The organism is Gammaproteobacteria bacterium (assembly GCA_015709635.1).
Taxonomy (GTDB): domain Bacteria; phylum Pseudomonadota; class Gammaproteobacteria; order Burkholderiales; family Nitrosomonadaceae; genus Nitrosomonas.
On sequence record CP054180.1, the window covers coordinates 3,129,306 to 3,149,509 of the forward strand.

Below are 20,204 nucleotides of genomic sequence, written 5' to 3' on the forward strand. Positions count from 1 at the left end.
CAACCCTCAACACTCATAACCGTTCACAACGGTCAACTTGTTATTCATCTGCGCAATGTGCGGCGCCACTCTGGCCACCGAACCCGCGCCCATCACCAGCACCACATCGCCATCCTGCACGATATTCAGGATCGCAACCGGCAAATCATCCACTTCCTCGATATAAATCGGCTCCACCTTGCCCTGCACCCGGATCGCACGCGCCAACGATTTGCTGTCCGCCGCAACGATGGGTTCTTCACCAGCCGGATAAACCTCGGTAAGCAACAGCACGTCGGCGTGTGACAAAACCCGGGCAAAATCCTCGAATACATCCCGCGTGCGCGTGTAACGATGCGGCTGAAAAACCACCACCAGGCGGCGGCCTGGAAATGCGCCGCGCGCCGCTTTGATCGTGGCTTCCATTTCCGCCGGATGGTGGCCGTAATCGTCGACCAAAGTAAAACTTTTCTGCGCCGACAAACGGATGTCGCCGTACTGCTGGAAACGCCGCTCGACACCCTTGAATTCCGACAATGCTTTGACAATGGCGCTATCCGGCACGCCGATCTCATTAGCGACGGCAATGGCCGCCAGCGCATTCTGGATATTATGCAAACCGGGAATATTCAGCGTGATCCCGAGTTTGCGGGCGGAGCCGTTGACACCGACAATCGCGGTAAATTTCATGCGGTGATGCTCTTGCCGGATGTCAACGGCGCGCACTTGCGCCTCCTCGGATAAGCCGTACGTCGTGATCGGTTTGGTAATCGCCGGCATGACTTCGCGGATATTGGCGTCATCCAGACAAACCACCGCCATACCGTAAAAAGGCAAGTGCTGCACGAAATCGACGAAGGTTTGCTTTAACCGGCTGAAGTCGTGACCGTAAGTTTCCATATGATCCGCGTCGATATTGGTCACCACCGCCAACACCGGTTGCAAATACAAAAATGACGCATCCGATTCATCCGCTTCGACCACGATGAACTCGCCGCTGCCCAGCTTGGCATGACAACCCGCCGCCTCCAGTTTTCCACCGATGACGAACGTCGGATCCATATCCGCCGCCGCCAAAATGCTCGCGATCAAGCTGGTGGTCGTGGTTTTGCCGTGCGTGCCGGCAATCGCGATACCGCTGCGCAGCCGCAGCAGCTCCGCCAGCATCATGGCGCGCGGCACGACGGGAATATTTCTGTTTTTGGCGGCGATCACTTCCGGGTTGTCCGGTTTCACGGCAGTCGAGGTAACCACCACATCCGCCCCTACAATCTGCTCTCCGTCATGCCCGGCATAAACCTTGATTCCAAGCTTGGCAAGGCGTTGCGTCACCGGGTTATCCATCAAATCGGAGCCGCTGACTTGATAACCCAGATTGACGAAAACTTCGGCGATACCGCTCATGCCCGCACCACCGATGCCAACGAAATGAATATGTTTGACTTTATGCTTCATGCAGCGCTCCACTCAATTCGATACAGGCTTCAGCCACGATTCTGGTGGCTTCCGGTTTTGCCTGGCTGCGCGCGGCCATGGCCATACTCAGCAATTTTTCACGGGTTAAATCCGTCAGCAAATCCGCCAGCTTTTGCGCAGTCAGCTCGCGTTGCGGCAGCAATAGGGCAGCGCCGTGCTGAGCAAGAAATTGCGCATTACCGGTTTGATGATCGTCGACGGCGTGCGGATACGGCACCAGGATGCTGGCAACCCCGGCCGCGCTTAATTCCGCGACGGTTAGCGCACCGGCGCGGCAGATCACCAAGTCGCAATCCGTGTAGCGTTTGGCCATGTCGTCGATAAATGCGATCACTTCACCGCCCAGTTGCAATTCTTCATACGCCTTTTTTACCGACTCCCAATGCGCCGTGCCTGCTTGGTGTATAACCAAGGGGCGCGCATTCTCCGGTATCAATTTAAGCGCTTGCGGCACCACGGTATTCAAGATTTGCGCACCGAGACTGCCGCCCACCACGAGTAATTTCAATGAGCCTTGCCGTCCTTGGAAGCGTTTTTCCGGCAGCTCAATTTGCGCAATCTCAGCACGTACCGGATTACCCGAACATACCGTTGTTTGCGGATTACCGCGAATGGCATCCGGAAAGCCGAGAAAAATCTTATCCGCCAGTTTCGCCAGAATTTTATTGGTCAACCCGGCAACCGAGTTCTGTTCGTGAATCACCAGCGGCTTATTCAGCAGCGATGCCATCATGCCGCCGGGAAAAGCCGGATAACCGCCCATACCTAGCACCACATCCGGCTGCACGCGCTGAATGATGCGCAGGCTCTGCCAGAATGCCTTGAGTAATCGCACCGGCAACATCAACCAGGTCACCAGCCGTTTGCCGCGCAATCCGGAAAAACGGATCACTTCGGTTGTATAGCCGTGTTGCGGCACCAGCTTTAATTCCATGCCGGCCTCGGTTCCCAGCCAAACCACGTGCCAGCCGGCCTGTCTGAGATAATCGGCCACCGCCAATCCCGGAAACACATGCCCGCCGGTACCGCCTGCCATGATCAAAATCGTAGGCGCGCTCATACGTTCAACCCCCGCAACCGCTGCCGGTTCTCCCAATCGATCCGCAGCAATACCGCCAACGCGATGCAATTCGCCGTGATGCTGCTGCCGCCGAAACTCAGCAGCGGCAACGTCAATCCTTTAGTCGGCAACACACCCATGTTGACGCCCATATTAATCAACGCCTGCACACCGATCCAGATACCGATGCCTTGTGCCACCAGCGCCGCAAAAGGGCTGCCCAGCTTCGCCGCCAGGCGGCCGATGACAAACGCGCGCGTGATCAGCCAGATGAACAATACGATCACGGTCATCACACCGACAAAACCGAGCTCTTCGGCCAGCACCGAAAGCAAAAAGTCGGTGTGCGCTTCCGGCAAATAAAACAATTTCTCCACACTGCCGCCCAGACCTACGCCCAACCATTCGCCGCGCCCGAATGCAATCAATGCATGGCTCAACTGATAACCTTTGCCATACGGATCGGCCCAAGGATCCATGAAAGCAACCACGCGATTCAGCCGGTACGGCGAACTCAAAATCAGCTCGTACAAACCGAACGCCAAGATAGCGATCAGGCTGATAAATATTTTCAAACTGACACCGCCGAGAAACAAAATCGACATCGCCAGCGCGGCCACCACGAAGAAAGCGCCGAAATCCGGTTCGAGCAGCAATAAAGCACCGACGATGGACAATATGATCGCGATCGGCACAAACCCCTTGAAGAAAGAATTCAGATCGGCTGCCTTGCGATTGACGTAGTCGGCAGCGTACAACACCATGCAAAACTTCATGAACTCGGACGGCTGGATATTCACCACGTACAGCGAAATCCAGCGCTGACTGCCGTTCACTTCATGGCCGATACCGGGCACCAGTACCAGCACCAGCAGCAAAATGCTCAACATCAGCAAATAGGTCACATATTTTTGCCACAACTGCATCGGCACTTGAAAAGCGATCAATCCCAGCAGCAATCCGATACCCAGATACGCACTATGCCGCAGTAAATAATGGCCGGCGCGGTCAGCGCCGAATTGCGCTTCGGCGATGGCGATCGAAGCGGAATAAATCATCACCAAACCGATGCTCAGCAGCAGCAACGCCGACCATACTAGCGCCTGGTCAAAATCGGCCATGATTCTTTGTTTCTGATTGCTTGCCTGATAAATCATCGGTTAATGTTTTTTCTGTCCGAAACTGAAAAATTTGTTTTCCATATCCTTGACCGCGGCAACGAATACTTCCGCGCGATGGATATAATTCCTGAACATATCGAAACTGGCGCATGCCGGCGACAGCAAGACCACATCACCGGGCTGCGCCAGTAAAAAACTCTTTTGCATGGCTTCTTCCATGGTCACGGCGAAATGCAACGGCACGCCGCAATCTTTCAACTCGCCTGCGATGATGCCCGCATCCCGACCGATCAACACGACGGCGCGGGCATTATTGGCAACCGCTTCCCGCAGATAGGAAAAATCCTGTCCCTTGCCGTCGCCGCCGGCGATTAAAATGACGTTTTGTTTCATACCGCTCAAAGCGGCCACGGTGGCACCGACATTGGTGCTCTTGGAGTCATCGTAAAATGTGACACCGTTAAACGCCGCGACTTTCTCCATGCGGTGAGGCAAACCGCGGAATTCCCGCAGCGCCGCCAAGAGCGGATCGATGGCGACGCCGAGCGCGCGGCACATTGCCAGCGCCGCGAGTGCATTGATCGCATTGTGCAAGCCGTAAACATTCAGCTCGGAAGCTTTCATCAATGCCCGGCCGCCTTCCAGCAACCACAAATCATCACCGTCGTGGCGCAAACCGTAATCCGCTTCAGTAGGCGGCTCATCCACACCGAACGTGATTTGTTTTCTGCCGGGCAAAGCCATGGCGCAAACACCGGGATCGTTGCGGTTCAGAACTTGTACACCTTTACCGGCCTGTTCATGCAGAAACACCCTGGCCTTGGCCGTGGCGTAATCGCGCATGCCGCTGTAGCGATCCAGATGATCCTCGCTCAAGTTCAACACGGTCGCGACATCGGCATTCAAATTGTGCGTCGTTTCCAATTGGAAACTGGAAGTTTCCAACACCCAGGCTTGCGGCCAGTCGCCCGCATCGATGCGCTGCATCAGCGCATTCAGCACGGCGGGACCGATATTGCCCGCCACTTCCACATTCCAGCCGCATTTCTTCAGCATGGCGCCGGTCATCGCAGTGACCGTTGTTTTGCCGTTGGAACCGGAAATTGCCACGACCTTCGGTCTTGGCAAATGACTCTGCGCGAGCGCCCAGGAAAAAAGCACCATGTCGCCAATCACCGGTATTCCGCGCTGCATTGCTTGCTGCACGCCGGGATCCGCGAGCGGCACGCCGGGACTGATCGCAATCATGTCGATCCCGTCAAAAACCGTCGCTGTGAATTTGCCTTTATGCAATTGCACGGCTGGAAATTCGGCTGCGATTTGCTGCCAGTTGGGCGGCTCCAGGCGGCTGTCGGCAACACGCACCGTGGCGCCCTGACGTAACAGCCATTTCACCATGGACAAACCGGTTTCACCCATCCCCAGCACCAAAATTGTTTTCCCTTGCACATTCATCGTAATTTTAATGTCGACAACCCAACCAATACCAAGATGAAGGTGATAATCCAGAATCTGACGACCACCTGATTTTCTTTCCAGCCTTTCAATTCAAAATGATGATGCAGCGGTGCCATGCGAAAAATCCGTTTGCCCAGCAACTTGAATGACGCCACCTGCAGCATCACGGATAGCGCTTCCACGACAAAAACCCCGCCCATGATGACCAGTACGATTTCCTGGCGCACGATCACGGTAACGATTCCCAAAGCAGCACCCAGTGCCAATGCGCCGACATCGCCCATGAATACTTCGGCGGGGTAGGCGTTGAACCATAAAAAGGCAAGCCCGGCACCCGCCATGGCGCCGCAAAACACGGCCAATTCCCCGGCGTTCGGGATATAGGGAATACCGAGATACTTGGCAAAGACCACGTGACCCGCTGCGTAAGCAAAAACCGCAAGCGCACTGCTGATCATGACCGTCGGCATGATGGCCAAACCGTCCAGGCCGTCAGTCAGATTCACCGCATTGCTGGTGCCGACGATGACAAAATAAGCCAGCACGACAAACCCCGTTGCTCCCAGAGGAATCGCGACCTCCTTGAAAAAGGGCACGATCATGTCGGTTTGTGCCGGGATTTCGGCAGTCGACGCCAGGTATAGCGCAACCGCGAATGCGATTAGCGATTGCCAGAAAAATTTAGCGCGCGCGGAAAGTCCCTTCGGATTGCGATGGACGACTTTGCGATAATCGTCGACCCAGCCGATCACACCGAATCCCAGCGTGGTCGCCAGCACCACCCAGATATAGCGGTTGTTCAAATCGGACCATAGCAGCGTCGTCAGAATGATCGACATCAAGATCAGGGCACCGCCCATCGTCGGTGTGCCGACTTTGACGAGATGCGTTTGCGGACCATCGTCGCGCACCGCTTGTCCGATTTTGTACGCGGTCAGTTTACGGATCATCAGCGGACCGATGACAAAAGAAATTGCTAATGCTGTTAGTGCGGCCAGTACGGTACGCAACGTGATATAACTGAACACATTGAATGCGCGTATGTCCTGCGCCAGCCATTGCGCGAGTGTCAGCAGCATGATGACTCCACCGGCTGTTCCAATTGCTGCACCACCCGCTCCATGTGCATGAAACGCGATCCTTTCACCAGCAAAGTCACATCACCCGCCAGCAAGTTCTCGGTCTCGTGCAGCAACTCGTCAATATCATTGAAATGCCGCGCGCCTTTACCGAATTCTTCCGTTGCGTACGCGCTCAGCTCACCCAACGTCAATAACCGGTCAAGCCCGGCTTTGCGCGCTTCGCGCCCGATCGTGCGATGCAGGTCGATGGCGGATTTACCCAATTCCCCCATGTCGCCGAGCACCAGTATTTTTTTCCCTGTCGTGGCAGCCAGCACTGCAAGGGCGGCGCGCACCGATTCCGGATTGGCGTTGTAGGTATCGTCGATCAGCAGCGCATGATGCAAGCCGGATTTTTTCTGCAACCGGCCTTTTACCCCCTGGAACGATGTGAGACCGGCAACAATCGCTTCCTTGCCGATTCCCAACGCCGTGACTGCGGCGGCAGCGGCCAGTGCGTTATAGACGTTATGCACGCCCGGTGCCTGTAACACGACTTCCACGCTGCCATCCGGTAACTGCAGCTGAATCCTGCTGCTCAACCGGTCAGCTTGAAATCCGGCGTGCACTTGCGCTTTGTTGCGCAAACCGAAATCGACTATTCTGCGAGCACCGGCGTATTCCCGCCATAAAGCGGCGTAACGGTCATCCGCATTGATCACAGCAATCCCTTGCAAACCCAGCCCGGTAATAATTTCCGCCTTGGCGCGCGCCACCGCTTCCACGGAACCCAGCCCCTCAATATGCGCTGCGCCGGCATTGGTAATGACAGCGACATCCGGTTTTGCCAGCCCGGCCAGATAACCGATCTCGCCGATATGGTTCATGCCCATCTCGATCACCGCGTAGCGATGCTGCGGCCGTAAACGCAATAACATCTGCGGCACGCCGATATCGTTATTCAGATTTCCTTCGGTCGCCAGAACCTGATCGGTGCGTATTTTGTCCTCACCGCCAGCGGCAGTGTGCCGCAATATCGCCGCGATCATTTCTTTGACGGTAGTTTTGCCGTTGCTGCCGGTAACACCGATCAGCGGTAGCACAAACCGGCTGCGCCAGTGCGCCGCCAGTTGTCCTAGTGCTAATCGCGCATCCTCGACATGCAACAGGGGAATTCCGGCGGCCAAGGCATCGCCGCTCGCTGTGTGCGGAATCATCGCCGCGACCGCGCCTTTTTCCTTGGCGCTACCGACAAACTTACTGCCATCGAATCGTTCACCGCTTAAAGCCACGAACAGATCGCCTTCCTTGAGCGTGCGGCTGTCCGTACTCACCCCGGTAAACAACACATCGTGGCCGCTCCATTCGGCGTGCAATACTTGTGCCGCTTCCTGAACCGTCATCATGATTGAACCCGCACTTTTCTGGCCAAATCCTTCAGCACCTGTTGCACTACTTCAACATCACTGAAAGAAATTTTCTTGCCTTGTATTTCCTGGAGCCGTTCATGACCCTTGCCGGCAATCAGCACAATATCGCTGCTGTGCGCATTGGCAATGGCTTGATAAATAGCCAGTGCGCGATCGGTTTCAATCTGATAATTGTCCGCGCCTGCACCAGCAACGATATCTTTAATAATGTCCAGGGGATTTTCCGTGCGCGGGTTATCGCTGGTAAAAATGACTTCATCCGCCAAACGCGTCGCGACTTCGCCCACTATCGCACGTTTGCCTTTATCCCGGTCGCCGCCGCAACCGACAACGCAGAACAACCGCGCATTCCGCCCGGATGCCCGTTTTTTCGACTGAGCACTGCGCAAAAGCTCACGTAACGTGCATAGCACTTTCTCCAGTGCATCGGGGGTATGGGCGTAATCGACGATAATAATCGGCTGGTCAACCCCCTGGTATTTTTCCATCCGCCCCGGAATGGGTTGCACACTCTGCAGCGACCGGACTGCATCCGGCAATCGAATCCCGCTTGCCAGCATGGTGGCAACCACGGCGAGCAAGTTTGATGCGTTGAATTTACCCAGCAAGCCGATTCTCAAATGTTCGCGATTATCCTCAAATTCGATATCAAACTCCAGTCCATGGAGATCAACTTTTAAATTCGAGCCGTACACCATTTTAAATTCGCCGGGATGATGCTCTTCCGGATAACGAAAGCCATAGCCGATTAATTGTGTCGCCTTATTGGCCAGCTGCCGCGACAATTCGACACCCAGCACATCGTCCATATTGACGACCGCATACTGCAATCCCGGCCAGAAGAACAAGCGCGCCTTGGCGGCGGCATAGGCATCCATATCCTGGTGATAATCCAGATGGTCGCGTGACAAGTTGGTCAGCACCGCAACTGCAAAGGCAGTACCGTTAACCCGCCCCTGCACTAAACCGTGCGACGACACTTCCATCACCACACCGTGCGCATCCCGCTCGACAAATCCGGCCAGCGAGCGCTGCAATACGGCGGCATCGGGCGTCGTATTCTCCGCCATTGCCAACTCGCCGCAAAAACCGTTACCGAGCGTTCCCAGCACGGCGGTTTTTTTGCCCAAGCTTGTCATCGCTTGCGCGTACCAGTGGCTGCACGATGTTTTGCCATTGGTTCCGGTGATTCCGACCATCCATAATTTTTCCGACGGGTAGTCGTAAACATGACTGGCAATCAAACCCGCCTTCATTTTCAGCTCATCAATCGCCAAGGCCGGAATCCGCCATTCCGGATTCCAGGTGAAGTTTTTCGGATCCCACAGCACGGCGTTGGCACCGGCGGCAATCGCCTGCGGAATGAAATCGCGCCCATCCGCCTTTTCCCCGGCATACGCCAGAAACGTGTCACCGGGTTGTATCTGCCGGCTATCCGTGACCAGATTTTTAATCGGAACACCCAGCTCATCCAGCAGATGATGATTGAACAGCTTCAGTGTTTTCTTTTTAATCGTCATCCCATTTATCCTTCGTCACCCATTTCAGGGGTTGCGGTAAAGGTAATGACATTATTGGCCGGCGCATCCGGCGGAATATTCAGGATGCGCAGCGCGCCGGACATGACTTTACTGAACACCGGTGCCGCCACGGCGCCACCGAAATATTTACCGGCGGAAGGCTCGTCGATCATCACGGCGATGATCAAGCGCGGATTCGATGCCGGTGCGTAGCCGACAAACGTGGAGATATAGCGTTTATTGGCGTACTGGCCGTCGACCAGCTTATGTGCCGTGCCCGTTTTACCGGCGACTCGGTAGCCGCTGATCTGCGCCAGCGGAGCCGTACCGCCGGGCTTGGTGGCCATCTCCAGCATGCGACTCATCGCCTGCGCAGTATCGCGCGAGATGACACGCTGCCCCATCACCGGCATGTTTTGTTTCAACAACGAGATCGGTTTCAACTCGCCGCCGCTGGCGAAAATCGTATAGGCGCGCGCCAGTTGCATCAGACTGGTTGAGATGCCGTGGCCGTACGACATCGTGGCTTGTTCAATCGGCCGCCATTTATTGTAGGGGCGCAATATGCCGCTGGCTTCACCGGGAAAACCGGAATTCGTCAGCGTGCCGAATCCGGAGCGGTTAAACATTTCCCACATGGTTTGCGATTCCAGCGACAAGGCGATTTTTGACGTTCCGACATTACTCGATTGCTGGATGATTTGAGCCACCGTCAATTCACCTTTATTGCTGACATCGCGTATGGTTTTTTTACCTACTTGCCACGTCCCCGGCGCGGTTTGCAGTACCGTATTGGCATTGACTTTACCGATTTCCATCGCAATCGCCACGGTAAATGGTTTTAATGTCGAGCCCGGTTCGAACGTATCGATCAACGCCCGGTTGCGCAGTCTTTCATTGGTAATGGATGAGCGTCTGTTCGGGTTATACGCCGGTAAATTGGTCAGAGCCAGAATTTCGCCGGTTTGCGCGTCCAGCACGACGATGCTGCCGGCTTTGGCGTTATTGGCCAGCACCGCATCTTTCAATTCCGCATGCGCGCGATACTGAATTCTTCTATCGATGGACAACACCAAATCATGACCCGGCTTGGGCGGACGGATGTTCTCCACATCCTCGATAATCTGCCCTTTGTTATCCTTGAGCACGCGGCGCCGTCCTAGCTCACCCGCGAGCGTGTCTTGCCAGCCGCGCTCCACGCCTTCCTGGCCTTCGTCGTTGATATCGGTAAATCCCAGCACATGCGCGGCAAACTCGCTTTCCGGATAATAGCGCTTGGATTCGCTGGTTAAATGAATCCCTTTGATTTTCATCTTCATGATTTTTTCAGCGGTATCCGGCACCACTTGCCGCTTCAAATAAACAAATCGGCTATTTTCCCGGTTGAGGCGGGCATCGATCTCGGCGCTATCCATCTCGAGCAAACCCGCCAATTGCTTCAATTGTTCCGGCTTGATATCGATCATTTTCGGATCGGCGTAAATCGAGGCAACCGGTGAACTGATCGCCAGGATATGACCATTGCGGTCGGTAATCATGCCGCGGTCGGCATTCATTTCCACGACGCGGCTGTAACGCGACTCGCCTTTCTCCTGCAAAAAATCATGGTGCATGCCTTGCAAATACGCCGCACGTCCCGCCAAACTGATCAACCCCAGCACCAGCAAACCGAACAGCAGCAGCGAGCGCCACGTCGATAGCTTGATTTGCCGTAATTCGGGTTTGATCATGGTTTTAACCCTTTCGCATCCAGCCGATCCTCGGCCTCATTGATCGATACGATTTGCATGCTGGCCGCGGCCGGCACGGTCATTTTCAGATGTTCTCTCGCGATGTGCTCGATCCGGCCATGCATAATCAATGTGCTCTGTTCCAGTTGCAATCTGCCCCATTCCACATCCAGCTTACGCTCGATTTCCTTTTCATTTTCCAGCGCCATAAACAGCTTGCGCACCATATGCTGCGAGGTCACCACACCCAACGCACATGCGATCAATATAAAAACCAGAAAAATGTTCAGCTTGAACATCCCGTCATCCGTTTAGGGTTACTTTCTCAGCCACACGCATTACCGCGCTTCTCGCCCGCACATTTTCATCCACTTCTAGCTCGCCTGGCCGCACCGCCCGGCCAATCACACGCAAAGTCTGTTTGCTCAACTTTTGCACATCTTTTTCCCGCAGCGGTACACCGCGCGGCAATTCGTCGGTACTGGCAGCCTTACGCATAAATTGTTTGACCATACGATCCTCCAACGAATGAAAACTGATCACCACCAACCTGCCGCCCGGATTCAACAACTCCACGCATTGCGGCAAAACAAGCGATAATTCTTCAAGCTCCTGATTGAGAAAAATCCGTATCGCCTGAAAAGTGCGCGTCGCCGGATGCCGCATGCTTTCCCGCTGACGCGGGCGCACAACCCCTGAAACAATTTCCGCAAGTTGCGATGTGGTAACAATCGGCTGCCGCGCTCTTGCCACAACTATCGCTTTTGCAATCTGCCGGGCAAACCGCTCTTCTCCATAGTCCTTGATCACTCGTTCCAGTTGCTCTTCCGCAACAGTCGCCAGCCATTCAGCCGCCGTTTGCCCCTGCGTTATATCCATGCGCATATCGAGCGGCCCACCAGCGCGGAAACTGAATCCGCGCGAAACTTCCTCCAATTGCGGCGACGACACCCCTAAATCCAGCAATACGCCGTCAATCTTGGCAATCCCAAGCTGCTGCAATATCCGTTGCATGTGCGCGAAACTGCCATGTCGGATACAAAACCGCTCGTCGGCAATTGCCTCAGCCGAAACGACCGCCGCCGGATCCCGATCCAACGCAATAAGCCGCCCATGCTCACCCAATCGCATCAAGATCTGGCGGCTATGGCCGCCGCGCCCGAATGTCGCATCGACATACACGCCATCCGGTTTGATCGCCAATGCATCGACCGCTTCATGCAGCAAAACCGGAATGTGCATCTACTGCTTTTCCGGTCTCAGTTACAACGAAAAACCATCCAATTCAGGCGGTATATCGCCATCCTTGAATGCCAGCGCTTCTTCAATCTGCAAATTCCATTGCTCTTCATTCCACAACTCGAACTTTGTCCCTTGACCGACCAAAACCACATCCTTGGACAAACCGGCAAAAATACGCAGCGGCGGCGGCAGCAAAATGCGGCCAGCAGCATCCATTTCGACATCACTGGCGTTACCCACCAGCAGCCGCTGCAAATTGCGGGTCTTCGAATCAAAACTGGAAAGATTATTGAGTTTTTGTTCTATCGGCTCCCAAGCCGGCTGAGGATAAATCAGCAGACACTTGGAAGGATCAACAGTCACAATCAAGTGTCCTGTGCAAGAAGACATCAGCTCGCCACGGTATCTTGCGGGTATCGCAAGCCTACCTTTTGCATCCAGACTGAGTTGCGTGACGCCACGAAACATGCTGTCTCCTCAAATTTTGGAAAAATTTATCGAGGCCCACCAAATTTTCCCACATTCCCCCACCACTTCCCACTTTAATCAAAAAAACCCTGCTAGTCAAGCAAGAAATTGGGCTTTTATAGTTATGTGACAAAGACTTAAAGCCACAGCGGATTAGCGCCAAGAAGGCAATAAAATATTCAAATAAATAAGATAGATAGGAGAAGAATCAGAGGAAGAATGTTAATTCGGCCACAGGAATGCACCGGACAGGATTGTTTTAAGAAGCAAAAAAATGCACACTTCGCGGTTTCAATTTCCCACTTTAACCGCCGATGACACCCGCTTATTGGACTCAAGCCACTCAAGAACTGGCCGCCCGCGATACCGTCATGCAGCAATTGATCGGACAGTTTCCCGATGCCACGCTGGTCTCGCGCGGCTGCGCATTCACCACGCTGGCACGCTCCATCGTCGGGCAGCAAATCTCCGTCAAAGCCGCCGAAAGCGTCTGGCAAAAAGTGATCGGCGCAATCCCGGACATCACGCCGCACACCATTGCCGCTGCCGAGGAGGAATTACTGAGATCGTGCGGATTGTCCGCGAGAAAGGTCATCTACCTGCACGATTTATCGCGGCACTTCCGCGAAGGGGATTTGAATGAAACGGCGTGGGAAGATCTGGACGATGAAAGCATCATCAAACAACTGATTCAAGTCAAAGGCATCGGCCGCTGGACGGCGGAAATGTTCCTGATTTTCCACCTACACCGCCCGGATGTGCTGCCGCTGGACGACATCGGCCTGCAACGCGCAATGAGCCTGCACTACCTTGAAAAACAACCGGTCGACAAAAAAACCATGCTCGAACTCGCCAAGCCATGGCAGCCCTGGCGCTCGGTCGCAACCTGGTACTTATGGCGCAGCTTGGATCCGCTGCCGGTGGCGTATTGAAGGAGTTCAGTTATAGAGTATTCAATTACAATAGCATCTCTGTTAACGAATTTATGCAGATATTTTGCTTTTTTAGCTATCTTTCCAATTCGAGTTAGGTATAGCTATGACTCTCCTGCGCATCGTCTTACTACCCATACTTTTTCTTCTTGCTGGCTGTGAAGTTGAGATCAAGGTCAAAGTCGGCAATTCTGAAAAATCAGACTTCCATGAAAAACCATGGCAGGTATATGCCACGAATAAGAAAAGCAACAAGCTAGAGATATGGTGGTCAAATCACGACAATCGTGATGACTGCTTGAAAAGCGTGAAATACGATCTCACCTCATCCGTCCATGCCCAATGGTACACCAAGCCAGTCGGTTGTATGTACGTTGGCTCAGATAACAAATATGTTCTTTACATTATGAATACGTTATACAACTCAAAAGCGTTTCTGTGCGTTGCAAAGCTGAAAAATCGCGGGGAAGCCGATAAAGAATTTACGGTGGCAATAAATGGCGCCCCCAAAGAAACAGACTATTACCGTTGTGTTCTCCCAGAATGATCACAGTGCTTAACATTGCGATCGAGAGGGACGCTACGCCAGCGGATTTAGCCCACCCGCTCCGCGCCCCTCGCCTTAAACGCTAGGTTGCTTCGACGCGATGCTCCCCAAAAATCTCATTTCCTTGCACAAGCATGAGGAAAAGATCCGCGAAGATAGCTTCCGTCTGATCGAAGCTCAACAAAACCTCAGCGATCACTTGGCCATGATCCACGGATCGATGACGGTCATCTACGCTCTGGCGCACGACCATGCCAACGCAACCGACGACGAACTAACTGTTCAGTATCTTGGTCTGAGGCTTTTTAATTCTACGGCATCGTCGATAAAGCTTGGCCTCTCCGGCTACTACCAGTCGGCCTTTGCTCTCATGCGGGATATCTTCGAAACCGTGGCACTGCTCGACTATTTGCAAACGAATCCAAACCAAATCGCCGTGTGGAAGACAAGTGACAAAAAGCAGAGAATCGCGAAGTTTGGACCGGGCGCTATTCGGAATGCACTCAATAGCCGGGATCAGCTCTCTGGCAACAAACGGAAGGAGATGTACGACCGCTTATCTGAGTACGCCTCTCATGCCACGGCACCAAGCTTTCAGCTCTTGGCGCCCGAAAGGCTCGGCAAAATCGGCCCGTTCTTGAGTGAAAAGTACTTAAGGACGTGGCTGGAAGAAATGGTAAAGTTCCTTGTTCATGGTGCCACGATATTCATGGATCACTTCGAAAACGTCGAACCGCCTCTGCTTTTGGAGAAGACGGATTTTCTCGCGCATGCCAACCGCTGGCGTAACAAGTACATGGGCAATCCAGAGTAAATAGACAGGGCGATAATGCAAAATCTTGATATTACGCCGGATCAGCGCAAAATCCTGCTCGATCTGCTGAATGACTATCTGCCGGACGTGACGGTCTGGGTTTACGGTTCACGCATCAAAGGAACGGCGCGCCCGCAATCCGATTTGGATTTGGCGGTTTTTGCATCCGCGGAGCAGAAGCGGGCAGTCGCCGCGTTGAAAGAAGCATTGGAAGAAAGTCAGCTGCCGTTCCGGGTCGATTTGTTTGTTTGGGATGAAATCCCAGCACAGTTTCGCGAAAATATTCAGCAGGCGCATGTGGTTTTGGTCAATCCGCGTTCGTCATAACAGACTTTTAAGGTTTATCATTCAGTTTTTACAATTAACTGTCCACGAGATTCATGGAACCAACCTACTTCGACCACAACGCCACCACCCGCCTCGACGATGCCGTGCTGGAAGCCATGCTGCCGTATTTCCAGCAGGAATTTGGCAACGCGTCTAGCCGTCATAGCTACGGCATCAATGCCCGGCGGGCGATCGATAAAGCACGCAAGCAGGTGGCGGAGGCGGTCGGGGTGCAGCCGGTGCAGGTGATTTTCACCAGCGGCGGTTCGGAGGCGAATAATTTGTTTGTGCGCGGCGCGGTCGACAGCTTGAAGCCGGGCAATCTGTTCATCAGTGCGATCGAGCATCCGTGCGTGCTGAAACCGGCGCAAGCGATCGCGCGGCGCAGTTGCGATCCTTGGGCGATGCATCAGCTGACGGTGAATGCGGAAGGGCAAGTCGATGCCGCTGCCGCCGAGGTAGCAATGCAAGCCAACAAACCGGGTGTGGTGTCGGTCATGCTGGCGAATAACGAAACCGGCGTGATTCAGGATGTCGCCGCAGTTGCTGAGCTGGCGCGTTCGCACGGCGCCTATGTGCATACCGATGCGATTCAGGGATTGGGTAAAATCCCGGTGGATTTTTCAGCGCTCAACGTGCATGCAATGACGTTATCCGCGCACAAGATTTACGGCCCGAAAGGTGCGGCGGCGTTGATCGTCGACAAGCGCCTGCTGCTGAAACCGTTGATTTACGGCGGCGGACACGAAAACGGCCTGCGCTCCGGCACCGAAAACGTTCCGGCGATTGCCGGTTTCGGCGTGGCGTGCGAATTGGCCGTGGCGCGCCTGGCGGAAACCGCACAGCACACCGTCCGCTTGCGCGAACAACTGGAAACAGGATTGCTTAGTATGGGTGCGGCGATTTTCGGCAGTAATGCTGCACGCATTCCCAATACTTGCTATTTTGCGCTGCCGGATATCGAGGGTGACACGTTGGTCGTGAAGCTCGACAAAGCCGGTTTTGCCGTTGCCGCCGGGGCGGCGTGCTCCAGCGTGAATCCGGGGCAAAGTCACGTGCTCGCGGCGATGGGGATCGATCCGCTGCTGGCGCGTTGTGCGGTGCGTGTCAGTCTTGGCCGGGACAATACACCGGAACAAGTCGATGGTTTTTTGCGTGCGACGCAACGCATTGTCGCGGAATTGCGGCAAACAAGCAGTATTTCATTTTAAAAGCGCATTGCAGCGAGCAAACTTCGCTACAATGCCGGATTGATCAAACCGCCCCGCGCAATCAATCCCGACATGACCCATCAAACCGAGAAACCGATCAAAGCGATTATCCTGAGCGCCGGACAAGGACGGCGACTGCTGCCGTTGACCGAAAACACACCGAAATGCCTGCTGCCGGTTGCCGACAAACCGGTACTGGCATGGCAACTCGAGGCGCTGCTGGCTGTTGGCGTGACCGACATTACCGTCATCACCGGTTTCCAGGTGGGATTGATCGAAGACTTGCTGCGGCAGCGTTATGCGCAGTATCCGGGCATCAAAATCCTGTTCAACCCGTTTTATGAAGTGGCGGATAATCTCGCCAGTTGCTGGATTGCACGCGGTGAAATGGATAGCGATTTTCTAATTATGAACGGCGATACCGTGATCGAATCCGCGCTGCTGAACAAGGTCTTGAATTCGCAGGCCGCGCCCATTACACTCAGCGTGGATTTCAAGGACAGTTACGATGCCGACGATATGAAAGTGCAACTGGATACCAAGGGTTGGGTACAGCAAGTCAGCAAAATCGTACCGCCGCATGAGGTTAATGCGGAATCGATCGGCTTGATTTATTTCCGCGGCGAAGGCGTACAACTATTCCGGCAAGCCGTGGAAGAAGCGTTACGCCACCCGGCGGAGTTGAAATCGTGGTATTTGTCGATCATCGACCGGCTCGCCAAACAACGTTTGGTTAATTCCTGTTCGATCCAAGGATTGCGCTGGTGCGAAATCGATTTCATCGAAGATTTATCGCGTGCGGGCATTATTTTTAGTCAATGATTTGGCATGACACAGTTGTCGATTCCATCAGAATTTAACGCGACGATGCGCAAGTTCGGCGCACCGCAAACGATTATCCGCTCGTATCGGTACTGGTCGGTGCTGCTGCGCCCGGCACAAGCGACTCTTGGTGCGTTGGTGCTGGCTGCACACGAACCGGCAAAAGCCTTTGCGGAATTAAGCCCGGCAAGCTTCACCGAGTTGCAGGAAGTCACCGGCGATATCGAAACGGCGCTGACCCAAGCGTTTCACTACGACAAAATCAATTACCTGATGCTGATGATGGTCGACCCAGACGTGCATTTTCATGTGCTGCCGCGCTATGCTCAGCCGAAATCGTTTGCCGGGCTGGAATTTATCGACGCAGGCTGGCCGGCGGTGCCGAATCTGGGACAAATCAACGCTACCGATGCGGCAATCAATCAGCGCATCATGAATCATATACAATCCTGCTGGTCTTAAGCGAAACCTGCGAGACGACACGTGACCGAAGAAAAAGCCCCTTACGTCAAAGAATTTCCGCTACGCGAAGCGCATCATCTGGTGCGCGACCTGATGACACCGAATCCCTGGATTTATTGGAGCGATTTTCTGTTTCATATCACGCTCGGCTGGGCGGCGTATTTTACCGCGCTGCTTTCCCCGCTGTTTTCGCTATGGCAATTGGGCAGTTTTGTGGTCGCCGTCTTGGCTTTATACCGCTCGGCGATTTTTGTGCATGAGCTGGCGCACTTGAAAAAGGGCACGTTCCAAAACTTCCGCCTGGTATGGAATATCATCTGCGGCGTGCCGTTCATGATCCCGTCGTTTACATACGACGGCGTTCACAACGACCACCACAAGCCGGATGTGTACGGCACCAGCGCGGATGGCGAATATCTGCCGTTCGCGACACGTAAACCGGCGGAAATGGTGGTTTATGTGTTGCTGTCGCTTCTGATCCCAATTGCATTGGCGGCGCGCTTCGTGCTCCTGACACCGATTTCGTATCTGATCCCGCCGTTGCGTAAAATTGTCTGGGAACGCGCGTCATCGCTGACCATCGATCCCGCTTACCGGCGCGCGCCGGATGCCATCCGCAACGATCTCAACTGGCAGCAACAAGAACTCGGCGCCTGTTTATTCGGTTCCAGTGTAATCGCACTGGTTTGGCTGGGTGTGTTTCCGGTTTCGGTGCTGATATTGTGGTATCTGATCGCAGTGGCTATTTTTATCCTCAATTCGCTGCGCACACTGGCGGCGCACGCTTACCGCAATCCCGGCGACCGCAAAATGACCTTGCCGGAACAGTATCTGGATTCAGTCAACATTCCCGGCAATTTTCTGATTACACCACTATGGGCACCGGTCGGCTTGCGTTACCATGCCACGCACCATTTGTTCATGAGCATGCCTTATCATAATTTAGGCCGGGCGCAACGCCGCCTGGTCAATAATCTGACCGACAATTCGCAGTACATCAAAACGCTGCGCAGCGGTTTATGGCCGGCACTGAAGCAAATCTGGCACGAATCGTCCGAAGCCGCGGCGAAAGCGCCGCAACAATAGTCCGAGTGCTGAAAACCATTCCAACCGCAGAAAATTTGCAACCGCCTATGACCAAACTGGTATTGCTGCGACACGGCCAGAGCATCTGGAACCGGGAAAAGCGATTTACCGGTTGGAGCGATATTCCGTTGAGCCCCGAGGGCGAGCGTGAAGCGCAACAAGCCGGGTATTTACTGAAGCAGGCAGGATTCACATTCGATATGTGCTTTACCTCGACACTGCAGCGCGCCAAAGCCACGGCGCGCATCGTTTTGTCGGCGATGAACCTGGATATACCGGTATATGAGAACTGGCATTTGAACGAGCGCCATTACGGCGCGCTGGAAGGTATGGAGCGCTGGGAAGCGATCAAAAAATTCGGTATCTGGCCTATTCTGGGTTGTCAGATCAAATTTGATGCAACGCCGCCGTACCTGAATCCGCAAGACCCCCGTTTTCCCGGCAATCAACCCGGTTACGCCGCTATCGACAAAAATGAGATTCCCCGCGGAGAAAGTTTGCAGCACACGTTGACACGCATACAACCTTATTGGGAAGAAACGATCCGGCCGGAAATTCAGCAAGGAAAACGGCTGCTCATCGTTTCCCATCGCAATACCTTGCGGGTATTCACCATGCTGTTGGATCAGCTGTCGTCCGTAATCGTCATAAAAACAAGGCTCGCCACGGCACGGCCTTTGGTTTACGAACTGGATCGGCACTGCAAGACAGTACGCCATTATTACGTGGACTAATCGGCTGCAACCGGCCATGCCGACCATTTACAGCTTCCCGCCCATTGCGGGCAACCAAGCGAAAATTCTGATCCTCGGCAGCATGCCAGGGGAAGCATCGTTGGCAGCCCAACAATATTATGCGCATCAACGCAACGCTTTCTGGCCGATTATGACGCAATTGCTGCAAATCGACCCGCAAGCTTCGTACCAAGAAAGAATCACTGCGCTGCAATCATCGCCGATTGCGCTATGGGATGTTCTTAAATCCTGCAAACGCGTCGGCAGCCTGGATTCGATGATCGAAAGCGGCTCACAGATCAGCAACGACTTTCAATCCTTTTTTTCTACTCACCGAAAAATTACCCATGTGTTTTTTAACGGTGGAACTGCCGAGGCCAGTTTTAAACGTTATGTATTACCGGGATGCGGTCTTAACTTGATATGCGCACGTTTACCGTCCACCAGCCCCGCCAATGCCTGCTTCTCATTTGACGACAAATGCAGAGCTTGGCATGACATGCTCCGTTCCGCCTTTTAATCCTGATATCCGCGCTAAAAACAAGACGAACCCTTGACGGCGAAGCACGGGATGCGATTTACTTATGCTGAAGTAGCGCAATACCGATTAATCCGTACTCACTTGAAAGGAATCGCGATGAAAAAGCTCATTATCATTGTCCTCGTTATATTTGCCGTCGGATACATTAGCTTGATGGTTCAATATTTTTGAAAAAACAATCGC

At 53.9% G+C, this 20,204-nt stretch carries 21 protein-coding genes; 10 read left to right on the plus strand and 11 right to left on the minus strand.

Annotation, left to right across the window (positions count from 1 at the left end):
• Positions 1-6: 6 nt before the first annotated feature.
• Genes HRU78_14880 through mraZ form a run of 11 tightly spaced genes read right to left on the minus strand, consistent with a single transcriptional unit; the run spans position 7 to position 12,545 of the window.
• Positions 7-1,434, minus strand: coding sequence for a UDP-N-acetylmuramate--L-alanine ligase (locus HRU78_14880; protein ID QOJ24764.1), 1,428 nt, complete (start codon positions 1,432-1,434; stop codon positions 7-9).
• Positions 1,424-2,515, minus strand: a complete 1,092-nt coding sequence (gene murG, locus HRU78_14885; protein ID QOJ24765.1) for an undecaprenyldiphospho-muramoylpentapeptide beta-N-acetylglucosaminyltransferase — start codon at positions 2,513-2,515, stop codon at positions 1,424-1,426. The genes HRU78_14880 and murG overlap by 11 nt, the downstream gene beginning before the upstream one ends.
• Complete coding sequence (gene ftsW / locus HRU78_14890; protein QOJ24766.1) at positions 2,512-3,672, minus strand: putative lipid II flippase FtsW; 1,161 nt, start codon at positions 3,670-3,672, stop codon at positions 2,512-2,514. The genes murG and ftsW overlap by 4 nt, the downstream gene beginning before the upstream one ends.
• A 3-nt stretch (positions 3,673-3,675) precedes the next feature.
• Positions 3,676-5,091 carry a UDP-N-acetylmuramoyl-L-alanine--D-glutamate ligase gene (gene murD / locus HRU78_14895; protein QOJ24767.1) on the minus strand — a complete coding sequence of 472 codons (1,416 nt, stop codon included), beginning with the start codon at positions 5,089-5,091 and terminating at the stop codon, positions 3,676-3,678.
• A complete protein-coding gene (locus tag HRU78_14900; protein QOJ24768.1) occupies positions 5,088-6,173 on the minus strand; it encodes a phospho-N-acetylmuramoyl-pentapeptide-transferase in 1,086 nt (361 codons plus the stop codon). The genes murD and HRU78_14900 overlap by 4 nt, the downstream gene beginning before the upstream one ends.
• Positions 6,164-7,561, minus strand: a complete 1,398-nt coding sequence (locus HRU78_14905) for a UDP-N-acetylmuramoyl-tripeptide--D-alanyl-D-alanine ligase (GenBank protein QOJ24769.1) — start codon at positions 7,559-7,561, stop codon at positions 6,164-6,166. Before HRU78_14905 ends, HRU78_14900 begins: the two co-directional genes overlap by 10 nt.
• A complete protein-coding gene (locus HRU78_14910; GenBank protein ID QOJ24770.1) occupies positions 7,558-9,105 on the minus strand; it encodes a UDP-N-acetylmuramoyl-L-alanyl-D-glutamate--2,6-diaminopimelate ligase in 1,548 nt (515 codons plus the stop codon). The genes HRU78_14905 and HRU78_14910 overlap by 4 nt, the downstream gene beginning before the upstream one ends.
• Positions 9,106-9,110: 5 nt before the next feature.
• Positions 9,111-10,835: a penicillin-binding protein 2 gene (locus tag HRU78_14915; protein ID QOJ24771.1), complete on the minus strand. Its 1,725-nt coding sequence runs from the start codon at positions 10,833-10,835 to the stop codon at positions 9,111-9,113.
• Positions 10,832-11,134 (minus strand): cell division protein FtsL, encoded by a 303-nt coding sequence (gene ftsL / locus HRU78_14920; protein ID QOJ24772.1) that lies wholly within the window; start codon positions 11,132-11,134, stop codon positions 10,832-10,834. Before ftsL ends, HRU78_14915 begins: the two co-directional genes overlap by 4 nt.
• A gap of 4 nt (positions 11,135-11,138) precedes the next feature.
• The gene (gene rsmH / locus HRU78_14925; protein QOJ24773.1) at positions 11,139-12,077 is read right to left on the minus strand and encodes a 16S rRNA (cytosine(1402)-N(4))-methyltransferase RsmH; all 939 of its coding nucleotides are present in this window, start codon (positions 12,075-12,077) and stop codon (positions 11,139-11,141) included.
• 21 nt (positions 12,078-12,098) lie between these two features.
• Complete coding sequence (gene mraZ / locus HRU78_14930; protein ID QOJ24774.1) at positions 12,099-12,545, minus strand: division/cell wall cluster transcriptional repressor MraZ; 447 nt, start codon at positions 12,543-12,545, stop codon at positions 12,099-12,101.
• A gap of 314 nt (positions 12,546-12,859) precedes the next feature.
• Between mraZ and HRU78_14935 the strand changes: the two genes are divergently transcribed.
• The 10 genes from HRU78_14935 to HRU78_14980 all read left to right on the plus strand — a co-directional run bounded on the left by HRU78_14935 (position 12,860) and on the right by HRU78_14980 (position 20,000).
• Positions 12,860-13,477, plus strand: a complete 618-nt coding sequence (locus HRU78_14935) for a DNA-3-methyladenine glycosylase 2 family protein (protein QOJ24775.1) — start codon at positions 12,860-12,862, stop codon at positions 13,475-13,477.
• Between the two features lie 106 nt (positions 13,478-13,583).
• The gene (locus tag HRU78_14940; protein ID QOJ24776.1) at positions 13,584-14,024 is read left to right on the plus strand and encodes a hypothetical protein; all 441 of its coding nucleotides are present in this window, start codon (positions 13,584-13,586) and stop codon (positions 14,022-14,024) included.
• Between the two features lie 100 nt (positions 14,025-14,124).
• Positions 14,125-14,838 (plus strand): hypothetical protein, encoded by a 714-nt coding sequence (locus tag HRU78_14945; GenBank protein ID QOJ24777.1) that lies wholly within the window; start codon positions 14,125-14,127, stop codon positions 14,836-14,838.
• Between the two features lie 15 nt (positions 14,839-14,853).
• On the plus strand, positions 14,854-15,165 hold the full coding sequence (locus tag HRU78_14950) for a nucleotidyltransferase domain-containing protein (GenBank protein QOJ24778.1): 312 nt from the start codon (positions 14,854-14,856) through the stop codon (positions 15,163-15,165).
• Positions 15,166-15,218: 53 nt separating this feature from the next.
• Positions 15,219-16,376, plus strand: a complete 1,158-nt coding sequence (locus tag HRU78_14955; GenBank protein ID QOJ24779.1) for a cysteine desulfurase — start codon at positions 15,219-15,221, stop codon at positions 16,374-16,376.
• Positions 16,377-16,448: 72 nt separating this feature from the next.
• A complete protein-coding gene (locus tag HRU78_14960; protein QOJ24780.1) occupies positions 16,449-17,198 on the plus strand; it encodes a phosphocholine cytidylyltransferase family protein in 750 nt (249 codons plus the stop codon).
• Positions 17,199-17,204: 6 nt separating this feature from the next.
• Positions 17,205-17,660: an HIT family protein gene (locus HRU78_14965; protein QOJ24781.1), complete on the plus strand. Its 456-nt coding sequence runs from the start codon at positions 17,205-17,207 to the stop codon at positions 17,658-17,660.
• A 21-nt stretch (positions 17,661-17,681) separates the two neighbouring features.
• Positions 17,682-18,746, plus strand: a complete 1,065-nt coding sequence (locus HRU78_14970; protein QOJ24782.1) for a fatty acid desaturase — start codon at positions 17,682-17,684, stop codon at positions 18,744-18,746.
• A gap of 47 nt (positions 18,747-18,793) precedes the next feature.
• The gene (locus HRU78_14975) at positions 18,794-19,480 is read left to right on the plus strand and encodes a 2,3-bisphosphoglycerate-dependent phosphoglycerate mutase (GenBank protein QOJ24783.1); all 687 of its coding nucleotides are present in this window, start codon (positions 18,794-18,796) and stop codon (positions 19,478-19,480) included.
• A gap of 16 nt (positions 19,481-19,496) precedes the next feature.
• Entirely contained in the window at positions 19,497-20,000 is a 504-nt protein-coding gene (locus tag HRU78_14980) for a DNA-deoxyinosine glycosylase (GenBank protein QOJ24784.1), read from the plus strand.
• The last annotated feature ends 204 nt before the right edge of the window (positions 20,001-20,204 follow it).